The organism is Dialister micraerophilus DSM 19965 (assembly GCF_000194985.1).
Taxonomy (GTDB): domain Bacteria; phylum Bacillota; class Negativicutes; order Veillonellales; family Dialisteraceae; genus Dialister; species Dialister micraerophilus.
The window spans coordinates 606,088-619,825 of the sequence record NZ_GL878519.1; the positions used below are offsets into that span (position 1 = coordinate 606,088).

The 13,738-nt window shown below is 37.9% G+C and carries 10 protein-coding genes, 2 tRNA genes and 1 riboswitch; of the genes, 2 read left to right on the forward strand and 10 right to left on the reverse strand.

Annotated elements, in window-relative coordinates:
* Positions 1–18: 18 nt before the first annotated feature.
* The 7 genes from HMPREF9083_RS02970 to HMPREF9083_RS03000 all read right to left on the reverse strand — a co-directional run bounded on the left by HMPREF9083_RS02970 (position 19) and on the right by HMPREF9083_RS03000 (position 9,032).
* Positions 19–288, reverse strand: coding sequence for a DUF1294 domain-containing protein (locus HMPREF9083_RS02970; RefSeq protein ID WP_007555906.1), 270 nt, complete (start codon positions 286–288; stop codon positions 19–21).
* Positions 289–2,046 carry a nuclease domain-containing protein gene (locus HMPREF9083_RS02975; RefSeq protein ID WP_007555907.1) on the reverse strand — a complete coding sequence of 586 codons (1,758 nt, stop codon included), beginning with the start codon at positions 2,044–2,046 and terminating at the stop codon, positions 289–291.
* Entirely contained in the window at positions 2,030–4,069 is a 2,040-nt protein-coding gene (locus tag HMPREF9083_RS02980; protein ID WP_035062629.1) for an McrB family protein, read from the reverse strand. The genes HMPREF9083_RS02975 and HMPREF9083_RS02980 overlap by 17 nt, the downstream gene beginning before the upstream one ends.
* 204 nt (positions 4,070–4,273) lie before the next feature.
* On the reverse strand, positions 4,274–4,900 hold the full coding sequence (locus HMPREF9083_RS02985) for a nitroreductase family protein (RefSeq protein WP_007555910.1): 627 nt from the start codon (positions 4,898–4,900) through the stop codon (positions 4,274–4,276).
* 114 nt (positions 4,901–5,014) lie between these two features.
* On the reverse strand, positions 5,015–5,965 hold the full coding sequence (locus tag HMPREF9083_RS02990) for a magnesium transporter CorA family protein (protein WP_007555911.1): 951 nt from the start codon (positions 5,963–5,965) through the stop codon (positions 5,015–5,017).
* Between the two features lie 161 nt (positions 5,966–6,126).
* Complete coding sequence (locus tag HMPREF9083_RS02995; RefSeq protein ID WP_007555912.1) at positions 6,127–7,365, reverse strand: dicarboxylate/amino acid:cation symporter; 1,239 nt, start codon at positions 7,363–7,365, stop codon at positions 6,127–6,129.
* A gap of 311 nt (positions 7,366–7,676) precedes the next feature.
* A complete protein-coding gene (locus HMPREF9083_RS03000) occupies positions 7,677–9,032 on the reverse strand; it encodes an alanine/glycine:cation symporter family protein (protein ID WP_007555913.1) in 1,356 nt (451 codons plus the stop codon).
* 94 nt (positions 9,033–9,126) lie between these two features.
* Positions 9,127–9,216, reverse strand: a riboswitch (glycine riboswitch).
* 333 nt (positions 9,217–9,549) lie between these two features.
* Here HMPREF9083_RS03000 and HMPREF9083_RS03005 point away from each other — a divergent pair.
* Both HMPREF9083_RS03005 and HMPREF9083_RS03010 read left to right on the forward strand, forming a co-directional pair.
* Positions 9,550–9,625 (forward strand) — tRNA-Trp (locus tag HMPREF9083_RS03005).
* Positions 9,626–9,629: 4 nt separating this feature from the next.
* Positions 9,630–9,706, forward strand: a tRNA-Arg gene (locus HMPREF9083_RS03010).
* A 148-nt stretch (positions 9,707–9,854) separates the two neighbouring features.
* Here the strand turns inward: HMPREF9083_RS03010 and nrdE are convergent.
* From nrdE to nrdF, 3 genes are read right to left on the reverse strand one after another with little or no spacing between them, the layout of a single operon-like run.
* Positions 9,855–12,047: a class 1b ribonucleoside-diphosphate reductase subunit alpha gene (nrdE, locus tag HMPREF9083_RS03015; protein ID WP_007555914.1), complete on the reverse strand. Its 2,193-nt coding sequence runs from the start codon at positions 12,045–12,047 to the stop codon at positions 9,855–9,857.
* 21 nt (positions 12,048–12,068) lie between these two features.
* A complete protein-coding gene (gene nrdI / locus HMPREF9083_RS03020) occupies positions 12,069–12,491 on the reverse strand; it encodes a class Ib ribonucleoside-diphosphate reductase assembly flavoprotein NrdI (RefSeq protein WP_007555915.1) in 423 nt (140 codons plus the stop codon).
* On the reverse strand, positions 12,491–13,507 hold the full coding sequence (gene nrdF / locus HMPREF9083_RS03025) for a class 1b ribonucleoside-diphosphate reductase subunit beta (protein ID WP_007554699.1): 1,017 nt from the start codon (positions 13,505–13,507) through the stop codon (positions 12,491–12,493). Before nrdF ends, nrdI begins: the two co-directional genes overlap by 1 nt.
* Positions 13,508–13,738 lie beyond the last annotated feature (231 nt).

The following is a 13,738-nucleotide window of genomic DNA, read 5'->3' on the forward strand; positions in this document are numbered from 1 at the left end:
CCTTTTTCGATTGTGCTTTTACATGTTCACGATAATGAAGTATATTGCGACTGTTTGAATTACTCCGATAGTTGTAAGTCCGACACTGAATTTCCAATAGTTCTTTTTATGGTTGAATACCTGCATTCCGAGGTATGCCCCTATTCCGCCGAACGCCATTGCCGTAAGAAGGAGCGTTTTTTCTTTTATTCTTCTTTTGTTTTTTATCGCTTTTCTTTTGTCTATACCGAATTGAATGAATGTCACAAGGTTTATGAAGAATATGTATGTAAGAAATATTTTTTCCATTTATCTTTTGTAAATGTTTTTCGTATATTCTTCAAGCATTTTTGAGAGTGTCGCATTTGATGCCAGTGACGGTGCCAGCGATACAAATCTCAAATTGTAGTCTTCGTCTTTTGTTGTCGGTATTTCTTTCGGAAATATTGCCCACACTTCTTTTACCGGTCTTATGTCTTGCAGCGATCTTTTTTCTTCATAGTTTTTGTAATATTTCGTATTTACATCTCGATATGCGTTGAATTGTCTTCTGAGCAGTCTGCTTTTTTCTTCGTTTTGCCAGAGGTAGTAAATATCTCTGTATTTGAAGTCGGCGATGAGTGAGCCGCAGTATTTTTCTTGGCTGTAGAAGTCCAGTCGCAAATCCGGTTGTCTGTGCGGATTGTTTGTGTATATAGGATTTCTTTTTCTGCTTGTTTCTTTCGATGTTTCCGGTATGAGTCCGTCATATACCGCATATACTTCTTTCTTTTCTCTTTTCAGACATATTACCGTTCCGGATTCAAGGCTTGACAGTCGATATTTACCGTCTTTCTTTTCGACCGAGGGGCCTTTTTTTACTTCCCATCCGTTTTTTGTAAGTGCTTTTATGAATTGCAAAAAGCACCACAGTTCATAAAGTTTATCCGTTCGTTTCCATTGGTATCTGTAAAATGACGATACCGACAAACTTTCTTCCGGTTTGTTCAAATTTTTATGCAATTTATAGAGTATGGAGTAGCGTGGATCCAGAAATACCGTCATCGGTATATTTTTTTCGTTTGTGTCGCTTGTTTGTATAAACCAATTCGTTTTTTCGACTTCTTTTATAATGTTTAAAAGCTGCATCGCTCTTTTACGAAAGTCGTCAAAGTGTATCAATGCTTTTTTGCCCATTTTATATTCACGATTTTCGGAAAACTCTCTGAGTTCCTCTTGTCTAAGTTCAAGTCTTGTCGCATTTTTGTCGAGTTCTTCTATAAATGTTTTCAGTATAGCGTGAAGTTTTTTTATTATTCTTTTTACAAATCTGTTTTCTTCCACGTCAAGCGTGTTTTCCATGTATACTATCGTTTGCGAGTATGAACCTTCTCTGAATCTTATGTGCTGAGGTTTTATATGTACGTCGCTTTTTTGTTTGTTTTGGTCGTATACTCTTTTTTTGTTTATTACAAGTCTTGTGTTGGCGGTTTTCGCCAATTCGTCAAGTACCGATATTACGTAGTCGCATTCTTCATGTATTATGTAAAATCTCAAAAGCATATCCACATTAAGTCCCAATGCACTTTCCATGGCTTTTGTGATTTGTATGTTTCTTTTCATGAAGTCGAATGAGAGTGTTTTTATTTCGGATATAAGTTCTTCTCTCATATTTTGCCAACTCTGTTTTTCCATGAATTTCGGTGTTATTTCCAAAAGTCCGTAGTATGTTTCGTTTTCATGGTATACAGTTATTACATAGTATCCGGGTACCAAGGGAAAATCTTTTCCGGAGAATATAAGTAACGGCGCTTCTTTCTTTCGCTGCGGTTTTATATATATTTCTCCGTCTTTTTTTTCGAGTTTTTCGCTTTCGGCAACGTCAAGGCCGTCCATTGTCATGCGGTCTTTTTCGTTTGCCAGAAATTTCACGAGTATATCCTGATTTTCCGCTATCGTTATACCTGCTTCAACTTTGTCTTTCATAAAATCTTTTACATCTTTTTTCCACGCTTTTTTCGGATATTCGATTATTTGCCCGTTTCCGGTATAGAATGTAAGTCCGAATTCTTTAGAGTGTGTAGTCATAGAATTTCAACTCTCCGGATTTTTCTTTCAGTACTCGGCGTGTTTCTTCAAACATGGATATGTGTTTGTATTTATCCAGTACTTGTGCGATTTTTCCGGTGAGGTTTCCTTCTTCGTCATGGTCTATAAGCGTTTTGAGTTGTTGTGACGATCCATGTATTTTGGTCAGTATACGCTGTACCGTTTGCACGTCTATGCCTTCTTTGCGTGTGAAATTTATTTTGTCCGGTATGTTTTTCAAATAGTTGTCGAGTTGTTTTGCCACTCTGAATCCTATGCCGCACATTATTCCGCTTTCGTAGAAGGAGTCGTTCAATTCGTCCAAGAATTTGAGTTCTTCTTCTGTAAGTTCTATATCTCCGGTTTTTCTGAATGTATTGAATTCCGTTGCACTTATTTCTCTTGAATTTATGTCTTTTGAGTTTCGTACATTCGAAAGGTTCACAAATTTTCCTTGTTTAAGTGTTATTACATTTGAACGGTCGAGTATTTTGTCGCTGAATTTATATGTCGATTCGTCTACGTTTACCGTTCCGACAAACATTATGTTGTTTCCGATTGTTATTTCCGGAGGATATTGATTGCTGTTGTAAATACGTGTCGCCAATGAGGGGTTGTACAGACGTATTTTCATTTCTTCTTCATTTTCAAGTACGGATATGAATTGAGCAAAGTAGTGTTCGGCTCTTGCCAAATTCATTTCGTCAAAACATATGATGTACAGTTTTTCGGGATTTTTTTCCGCATCTATCAAAAGTTCCGAAAGTCCGGTATCTGCCGGTCTGTAAATCATATTTTTCATGTCTACATATCCGAGTAAATCTCCGTCATCCATCCATGAGGGTCTTACCGGTATGAGTACGGTTCTTTCCTTAGGAAGTCCGAGTGCTTTTCCGTATGTTCTTACAAGTCCGGATTTCCCTATTCCGCTCATTCCCGACAATATGACAAGTCGTGAAGATTTCATTGATATATGGAAGTTTATGAGGTCTTTTTCACTGTATAAAAAGCCCATGTCTTTGGATGATTTTATTAAATGTTTGATGAAATCTTTTTCACCGTACTTCTTGTCTTCATTTTTGATTTCATTTTCTTTATGATTGTTTTTTGCCATATCCGCCAAAGTTTCCTCTATTTTTAAAACATTTTCTTTTGCCGGTAAAAATATCGGATCGTGTATTATTTCTATTCCCAAGTCTTTTAATATGTCGCCGTCTTGAGGTACGGGTTTTAAATTTTTTCTGAATTCGGGCAGGTATTCACGAGGTATGAACCATAAGGGAGATTTTGCACAGCGCAATACGTGATTTTTAAGTTCCGTATTTTGCATGTCGTATAGTGCATATCCAAGTGCGGAATTTCTTTTTGATTTGAAATACGCTCCGCCTTCTCCTATTACTTCGCTGTTGAACACGTCATTGTACAACGGTGCGAATATTATGTAGGGTCCTATTTTTCCTTCATAAGTTTTCATTGTCGCAATGACAAATTCCGGTTCCATTTCATTATCCCAATATTTTTTTGAAAGCCCGGGTAAAGGCTTTCCTTCTTTCATGTGAAAGCAAAATTTATTTATATTTCCACCGAATACCGGATGCTCTACCGTACCGAATACAGGTACGGGTATGTAGTCTTTATCCGTATCCATAAATAATGTTTTGCCTTCTTTTTGCAAATCGTCCAATACGAAAAATTTGTTGTTTCTCAATGCCGGTGTAAATGTCACCAGACAGTCCTTGTAGTTTTCTTTTAAAAATTGTACTGCTTCTTCTTCATTTTTAATTTTGTCGAATTCACAGTCGAGTCTGCTCATAAATCCTGTAAATCCGAATTTTACGGCATTTTCATACTCGCTCGGTACGGGAGATAACGGATCTGCGAAAAATCGGTAGTCTTTTACTCCGGCCGACGGTATGGAACTTTTTACTTCATACCTCAATCTTCCCAGCACTTTTCCCTGTGCTTGCTTTACTATGGCGAAATTATTGTCTTCGCCCGAAAAGGGTTCGTTTACATATGCCATCATGTTTCCTTTCTTTTTAATTGATGATATGGTGAATATTTTCCATATCACGCAAGACTTTGTGTCTTTTAATTTGTGTGTTTTTATTTTAAAAAACGAAAATCTCCACCTCCCTTTATATTTTTATTTTATCATAATTTTATTTTTATTTATCTGTATTTTAAATAAAAAAAGAAGGTAATCGTTTTTACCTTCTCTCAGTTTTTATTCACTTGTTTCTTCCGCTTCTTCATACCTTGTCCAGTCTATTACCTCTTCCAAGGGTTTTCTTTCCGGTTTTCTCGCTTCTCTGTCGGTGTATCCGAACGCTATTGCCGCTACCGCTTCACCGTCCGTTTGAAGCCATTCCTTAATTTCTTCGTATGCAAGATAAATATTGCATGTCCAAAGACTTCCTATACCTCTTTGTGTCGCTTCAAGGCACATATTCTCTATTGCGGCGGATACAGATTGTACGTCAGTAAGTTCAAGAAGATGTTCCGCCATTGTGAGCGGTTCATTGTAGGGTTTACCTTTTGTATTCATTACGAATATTATCGTGTCGGCTTGTTGTAAAATTCTCATCGTGTAAATTGCCGACGGTATCAATGCTTCGTAGCTTTTTCCGAATGTCGCATGCAAATCGTTTCTGTTTCTTTCTATGCCTGCTTTCATTCTGCGTGCAAGTTCTTTTTTCCCGCTTCCCGAGATTACTATAAATTTCCAAGGTTGTGCATGTTTTTCGGACGGTGCAAGAGTTCCCGCTTCAATTATTTCCATAATATCTTTTTTTGCTATCGGTTTTTTTATAAATCTTCGTATGCTTCGTCTTTTTTCAATTGCTTCTATCATGTTTCTCCTCCTTGTGCATCGGATTTTTATTATAATATTATTCGCATTTATTTTTCAACCGTTTATTTTTTTTGCGTATTGTTTTGTAAATAAAAAACAACTCTTTCGAGTTGTTTATAACATATCTTTCCACCATAGGACAAGTGCAAAAAGTCCGGTTATTACAATTCCCGATACCACCATTACCATAAATCCCAATGATGAATTTTGTAAGGGTAACGGCACGTTTACTCCCCACAGACTGTAAATAACTGTCGGTACTGCAAGAAGAATTGTCACCGATGTCAAAAATTTCATTATTTGAGACAATCTGTTCGAGATAATCGAAGAGAACGATTCCATTGTAGATATAAGTATGTTGGTGTATATACTTACCATTTCCAATGCCTGTTTGTTTTCTATGATTATATCTTCCAAAAGCTCTTCGTCCTCTTCATACATTTTAAGTAATGAAGGTGTATGTCCTCTGCGAAGTCGCATCAATCTTTCCATTACATTTTGATTTGAATGAAGTGCGAAGTTGAAGTATGTGAGTGATTTTTGAAATTCGAGTAATCTGTAAAGTTCTTTGTTTTGCAAAGATTTCTTTATTTCATCTTCCACTTCTTCGGTCTGTTTGTAAATGTGTTTCAAGAAGTAAAGGAATGTCGATGCCGATTTCAAAAGTATCTGAAATAGAAAGCGTGTTTTTTTGTAAGTGTAAAATGACAAAAAACTTTCATTTAAAAATCTTTCTATCACTCCGTTTTCTTCAAGGCATACCGTCACGAAAAATTTCGGTGTGATAAATATACCGAGCGGAAGTGCATCGTATGCGTCTTTTTCCAGTACTACTGGAGTATTTACAACTACAAATATGTATCCTTCTTCCAATTGAACGTGCGCACGTTCTTCACGGTCAAGTGCCATTTTGAGCGTTTCAATCGGAATGGATGTCAATCTGTTTAATGTCAAAAGTTCGTCCATATCGGGATTTGAACAGTTTATCCAAGAGCCTTTTTCCGCTTTTTCCGGTTGTATTTCGCAGAGTATATGATTTTCATCGTGTTTATACGCTTTGAGCATGTCACGTTCTCCGATCTGTCTTTTATTACTTGCATAATTAATATAGACAGTCTTCGAGATTATGTCAACCTTTTTCGGTTTTTACATTTAAAAACCCTCCGCTTGATGTTGTATCCGTTTTGCGAATACACCCGACGGAGGGCTTTTTTTATTTCTATGTTTTATTTTTCGTCCGTAAATATTTCTATATTGCTTTTTACTATTTCTTTTCCTTCAGATTGGTTTACAACTACCGCAACCATTGCATCACCTGTAATGTTCATACATGTTCTGAACATATCCATAATACGTTCCACGCCGGCTACCAGTGCCAAACCTTCGATTGGAAGTTGTACTGATTGAAGTACCATTGCAAGCATTATAAGTCCTGCTCCGGGTACACCTGCAGTACCGATTGATGCGAGTGTTCCCGTAAATACTATCATAATCATCTGATCAAATGTAAGCGGTACATTGAATGCGTTTGCGATAAATATCGAACAAATACCCATGTAAAGTGCTGTACCATCCATGTTTATCGTTGCACCGAGCGGAAGTACGAAGCTTGCTATATCACGACGTACACCGAGTTTTTCTTCGGTGTTTTTCATATTTATCGGAAGTGTACCTGCAGATGAACATGTTGTGAATGCAATTGCCATCGCTTCAGACATTCCTTTGAAGAATTTTATCGGATTCATTTTACCGAATGTCGCAACAAGTCCTCCGTATACCAGCGCCGCTTGAGTTATACTTCCTATTGCCATACACAAAATTACGGAAAGCAACGGCAACAATACTTTAGGTCCGTTTGTTACAACTACCGGAAGAAGTAATGCGAACACACCGATTGGAGATAATTTCATTACCATGTTGATGATTTTGTAGCATACTTCTGCAAATGCATCAAAGAATTTAATCAAAGTTTCCGCACGTTGTCCGCCGACGGAAATAATTCCGGCACCGATGAAAAGTGCAAATATAATAACAGGAAGAATATCGGCTTTTGCCATTGAAGCTATAGGATTTGCAGGTATCATATTCAAAATTACCTGCATGATGCTCGGAGCTTCTTTCACTTTTTGAGCTGCAGCGTTTGCCGCTATTGTAATGCCCACACCCGGCTGAATTATTCCTGCAACTGCAAACCCGATAACGATTGCCACTGCAGTTGTAACAAGGTATATACCCAAAGTCTTTATACCTATACGACCGAGTTTCTTCAAATCACCCATACTTGTCATTCCGACAACTAATGAACAGAATACTACCGGTACGATCATCATTTTAATCAAATTGATGAACATGGTACCTATCGGAGCTATCCACATCTGAACCGGAGCCGCTGCACCTTCTCCCAATATAAGTCCTACAACTACGGACAGTACGAGAGATAAAAAGATTTGAATTGATAAGTTCATATACTCTTCCTCTTTTCGTAGAAATAAAAAATTTACTATATTATACCTAGACTAAAGTATGTTTTCAATAGTAAATTGAGTTTTTTTTCATAATTCTATGAGTTTTTCTTTTAATTGTTTTTATTCTTTTAACTTTTTTCCGGAAAAATTTAAAAGAATAAAAAATGCGATACTTTTAAAAATATCGCATTTTTACTAACTTTTTTATTAATAATTAGATACTTGTTTTTAATTTCATTCAATAATGGTACGCATGAACTATTTTAATTATAAACTATTTATTGATTTTTCTATTAAAAACTTTTATAGCATTATTTCAATTTTTTCTTTTCGGCGAGATGATCCATGTATTTCTTTGTTTCCACCACAACTACACCGGACAATGCTATAAGTGCTATAAGGTTCGGTATTGCCATAAGTCCGTTTACTATATCGGCGAGTACCCATATTTCTTCAAGTTTCATGAAAGGTGTACTTGCAATAATCAAAATGAAGACTATACGGTAGGGCAATATCGCTTTTACTCCGGCGAGGTACTGAATGCAACGTTCACCGTAGTAGTTCCAGCCGAGAATTGTTGTGAATGCAAACAGGCACAGTCCTATCATAAGCATGTAACTTCCGTAAATAGGGAATGCTTCCATGAATGCGGCACGTGTAAGTGCGGCACCGTTCAAGTCGGTTGTCCAAAATCCGGATACTACAAGTGTCAGACCTGTCATTGTACAAATAATTATTGTGTCTATGAATGTACCTGTCATGGAAATAAGTCCTTGTTCGGCGGGCCATTCGGTTTTTGCAGCCGCCGCAGCTATCGGTGCCGATCCCAAACCTGATTCGTTGGAGAATACACCTCTCGCAACACCGCTACGTATTGCCAGCATTACACTTGCTCCGGCAAATCCTCCCATTGCCGCTGTAGGAGTGAATGCGGATTTCAAAATAAGTGCAATTGCCGCCGGTACTTGGTCCGCAAAGTAAATCAAAACTCCGAAAGTTGAAATTACATAAATAACCGCCATTGTAGGAACAATCTTTTCCGCAACTTTCGCTATTGATTGAAGTCCGCCCAATGTAATTGCCGCTACAAGTATTGTTACAACTGCCGATGTCCAAATCGGATTTACCCCCAATGTCATGCTTGTCATTTCGAGAATTGAGTTTACTTGTGCGAATGTACCGATACCGAAGTAAGCTACACCGATACCGAAAACTGCAAACAATGCACCGAGCCACTTGTACTTTTCTCCCAAACCGTTCTTTATGTAGTACATGGGACCTCCGGCAATCTGACCGTTTGCATCGACTTCACGATATTTCACCGCAAGAAGTCCTTCCGCATATTTTGTCGCCATACCGAAGAATGCAGCTATCCACATCCAGAAAATCGCTCCGGGGCCTCCGGCGTGAACCGCTGTCGCAACACCTACTATGTTACCGGTACCGACAGTAGCCGAAAGTGCGGTGCAAAGCGCTTTGAACGAATCTATATCTCCGCTGCCTTCGTTTTTCGCCGAGAAAATCAGTGACAACGCTTTCGGCAATTTATGTATTTGCAAAAGTTTAAGACGCAAAGTCAAAAATATACCTGTTCCCACCAGCAAAATCAAAAGCGGCGGTCCCCAGACAAATGAGTTTATACTGCTCAATATTTCCAATAAATTCATACATACCTCCAAATAAAAACTCCGGATGTTCACAACTCCGGAGTAAAAATTCAAAAGAATTTAAAGGAAAATTTCACAAATATAAAAATATCCTGTAAATTGCTCTGTCCTTTTGCCTGAGAGATTAAAGCCTTACGACCCTTTACACCTTCGGCGCCCGTCGGGACTCTCCAGAGACGTGTCCGGATACGTTACCCATCTTTTTCAAGACACCTGAGAGTGTAACTCCTTCGGTAAGCTTTCGCTTTCTCACGTAACCTTCATCCACTATGTTAAATTGTTGAGAATAATTATAACGCTATACAAAAAAATTTGCAAGCATTTTTTATTTTTATTTTTTTATGCAAATTAAATTCAAAAATCACCGAATGTTTTTATAGTCCAAATCGAAGTTCTTACAAATTTACAAATTTTAATTGCATTACTTTCAAGCTTTTAATTTTTCATTTAAAAGACTTGATTTTTTTATTTTTATTTGCTATTATGTATAAGTCACGTGGGTATTTACCTACGGCGCAGGGGCATAGCGCAATTGATAGAGCAACGGTCTCCAAAACCGTAGGTTGGGGGTTTGAGTCCCTCTGCCCCTGCCAATATGGCCCAATAGCTCAGCTGGATAGAGCACTTGACTACGAATCAAGGTGTCGGGAGTTCGAATCTCTCTTGGGTCACCAAAAGAACGGTACTGCGGTATCGTTCTTTTTTTGTCACAAAACCCCAAACACTGTAAAAAGACTTTCTAATGAAGGTCTTTTTGCAGTTATAGGCATTTGCAAAATTTCATAATGCATGCAAAAAGGGCAACCGAGTGTTGCCCTTTCTTTATATCATACATGTTTGACATTCTTCGGAACCGTCACAATTTCGTACTTCTTTGTTTTCGTTTTTGATTATTGAATCTTCTTCAAATTTTTCGCTTCCTTCAAGAACGTCTTGTCTTATTCTCACATAGTAGATTGATGAACATTTCTTTTTGAATGCTCTGATGTATGCACGATTCAAATCTCTTGTGGTTGCTTGCGATGTGACGAAGAGTGTCATGGCTATCGCCTGATCCACGTGTTTTTGTGCCGCTGCCGCCACGTCTATTATCGCATCGGGACCGACTTCATATGCACCTTTTTCGTAGTATTTGTAATTTTCATCATCTATCTCATACGCCGGAACATATACTCTTCCGAGTTTACCTTCCTTACGCACTTCTACCGGAGATACTACCGGTTGCAATGAAGGTGTGCATGATGACAAGTAAGAAATCGAACCGGTCGGCGCTACCGCCAAAAGATGTGCATTTGCAAGTCCGTTTTTCTTTATATCTTCCACAAGCACTTTCCAATCTTCTTGTGTAGGTATGTAAAAATTGTACTTTTCAAACAATTCTTTTACCTTTTCGGTTTTCGGCACGTTCAATTCTTCGGTGTACTTTTTGAAATATGAACCGTCAGCATATTCGGAGTCCGCAAATCCGGTAAAAGCACCTTTTTTCATCGCCATGTAATGTGATGCCTTAAATGCATAGTATGCCGTTGCATAGAAAAACATATCGGTGAAATCTACAGCTTCCGGAGTATCATAGTAAATATGATGTGTTGCCAAAAATCCGTGCAAATTCATCGCACCCAAGCCTATCGCATGATTTTCCTCATTACCTCTTTTTATCGAAGGTGCGCAATTCAAATCCGATGCACGTGATACTCTATCCAACGCTTCTACCGCACGTCCGATCATTTCTCCGAAATTTTTACCGTCTTTCATCGCTTCGGCAATATTTATCGAACCCAAGTTGCAGCAAATATCCTGACCTACATGGTAGTAACTCATGTCTTCGGTGTATGTACTTGCAGTGGACACCTGTGCTATTTCGCTGCAAAGATTGGACATTACTATACGTCCGGCTTTTTTGTGAGGATTTCTTTCGTTTACCGTATCTTCATAAAGAATGTACGGATAACCGGACTCGAACTGTATTTCCGCCAAAGTTTGGAAAAATTTTCGTGCATTTATGTACGTTTTTCTTACCTTGTCATTTCTCAAAAGATTTTCATATTCTTTTGTTATGGAAATATCCGTCATCGGCTTTCCGTAAACTTTATATACATCATAAGGTGAGAAAAGTGCCATATCTTCACCCTTTTGTGCAAGTTGGAATGTAATATCGGGTATTACCACACCCAAAGATAAAGATTTGATACGTATTTTCTCATCCGCATTTTCACGTTTCGTATCCAAAAACTTCAAAATTTCGGGATGATGTGCGGAAAGGTATACTGCACCGGCACCTTGTCTTTGTCCGAGCTGGTTCGCATAAGAAAAAGTATCTTCCAGAAGTTTCATTACCGGAACAACTCCGCTTGACTGATTTTTTATCCCCTTTATCGGCGCTTGTCCTTCACGCAAATTTGTAAGACAAAGCGCAACTCCGCCGCCTCTTTTTGAAAGTTGCAAGCTTGTAGCCACACCTCTTGCAATGGATTCCATATTGTCTTCAAGTCTTAAAAGATAACAGGAAATATATTCACCTCTGCGTTTTTTCCCCGCATTCAAAAATGTGGGAGTTGCCGGTTGAAATCTGTTTGAAAGTATATCTCCGACAAGCTTTTTCGCAAGATCTTCACTACCGTTTGCAAGAAAAAGCGCATTCATTATCGCACGTTCGGTAAATGTTTCAAGATAATATTTTTTATCGTCCGTTCTAAGTCCGTATGACGTGTAAAACTTCATCGCTCCCATGAGATTTCTGAATTTGAAATCGTATTCCTTACCTATCGCATATATTTCACGGATGAAAGTCTTACTGTATCGGTTCAATATTTCTTCATCATAATAGTTGTTGTCAACCAAGTATTTCAATTTTTCTTCAAGTGTAGAAAATTTCATCATTGAAGGTTCGATTTGAGTTTTGATGTATTCTTGAACGGCTTCCTTGTCCGACTGAAAGTGGTACTTGCCGTCTTCGTCCTTGAACTTTGTAAGTGCATTCAAGGAAATATATTTTTCGGATGATGTTTTTGACATTTTTTCCCTCGTTTTTACTTTTTATTTTTTAAACATTTCATTTAAAATATTCTGTACTTTTTCCACATCGTACTTCGTGCCTAAAAGCTCGAATTTATAAAGCCACGGCACCTTGAGCTTGTTCGCTATTATCGGGCCGGCTATTGCATATGACTCTGCAAAATTCGTATTTCCCGAACTTATTACACCCAAGCAATGTTTACGATTTTCTTCATTGTTCAAAAAATGTATAATTTGTTTTTTTACCGAACCGTGAGTGTCGACTTTACCGTCTTTCGTATGTCCGCCGCCTCCGTAGGTCGGTACTATAAGCACATAATCACGATTTACATGGAGTTCCTCGTCAAGCTCTATCGGTATACGTGATTTCTCACAATCGAGTTTCTCCACAAATCTGTGTGTGTTGTTTGATTTTGTCGAAAAGTATACTACATATGGTTTCATCAGAAATCCCAATCCTCATCTGTTGTTTCTTCAGTTGTGCCGATAACGTACGATGAACCGCTGCCGGAGAAGAAATCATGATTTTCGTCCGCTCTTGCCGAAAGTTGTGCAAATACTTCCGGTGCGATATGCGTTTCTTCTTCACTGAAAGGTGAATCGTAACCTAAATTCTGAAGGAATTTTCCGGCATTATACACGCTGAATCTTATAGCGTCATCCGCAATATCGAATCCCTTGTAAAGGTCACGCAAATATATTTTCTCAAGCTCTATTTCCTCTTCCATCAAGTCGAATACGAACTTCTTCATTTCCGCTTTTCTTGCATCGTTTTCCTTTGCGATTTTTTGCTGATACTTGTAACCCGAATAATAATTATGTATGACTTTATCACGCAATATAAGACGTATCATGTCGGAAGTATTCGGAAGTTTTGCACGTGACGCCAAGTAGAAAGGTAAGTAAAACCCTCCGTAGAGCAAAAATCCCGGCATAAGAGCCGCCGCAACCTTCGACCTCAAAGGATCGTCACCCGTATAGTAAGGTATGAGCAACTTCGCACGTGCCTGAAGTGCATCGTTATTTACAACCCACTCATGCGCCTCTTCGATTTGCTCGCTTGAACAAAGTGTAGAAAAAATCGTTCCGTACGAACGTGCATGCACACCTACCATAAAAGCAAAATTTGCATAAATAACCTGCTCATGATCGGTTACGGAATTTTTTATCTGAGCTATATCTCCGATTGACGCCTGAACGGTATCAAGTAATGTAAGTCCGGTAAATGTACGTGTAACAAGTTGTTTCCAGTCGTCGGAAAGAGTATTCCAAGAAGGTATATCATTCGACATGGGAATATTTTCAGGAAGCCAGAAATTTTGAGTTACACGATTCCACACTTCCAAATCTTTATCGTCATTCATTACATTCCAATTTATTGAACGCATATTTTTCTTGTCTTTTGCATACGCATATTCGACAGGAGATTGCGATTTCATGTAATAATTTTCTTTTGACATATTTCACCTCATAAAAGCTTTTCAAACCTTATCGCTTATTTTCGATACATTTAGATTAACACAATATATAGTACAAATCAAATATCGTAAATCTATATATAGTAGTGAAATAATTTTAAAATATCCATGAATTATCGTGCTTTTTGCAGTTTCATAAATTTTTGCATATAAAAATTTTATTTATTTTTTACAAAAAAGCATAGGAAATAAAAAAACGCATACCTTTTTTAT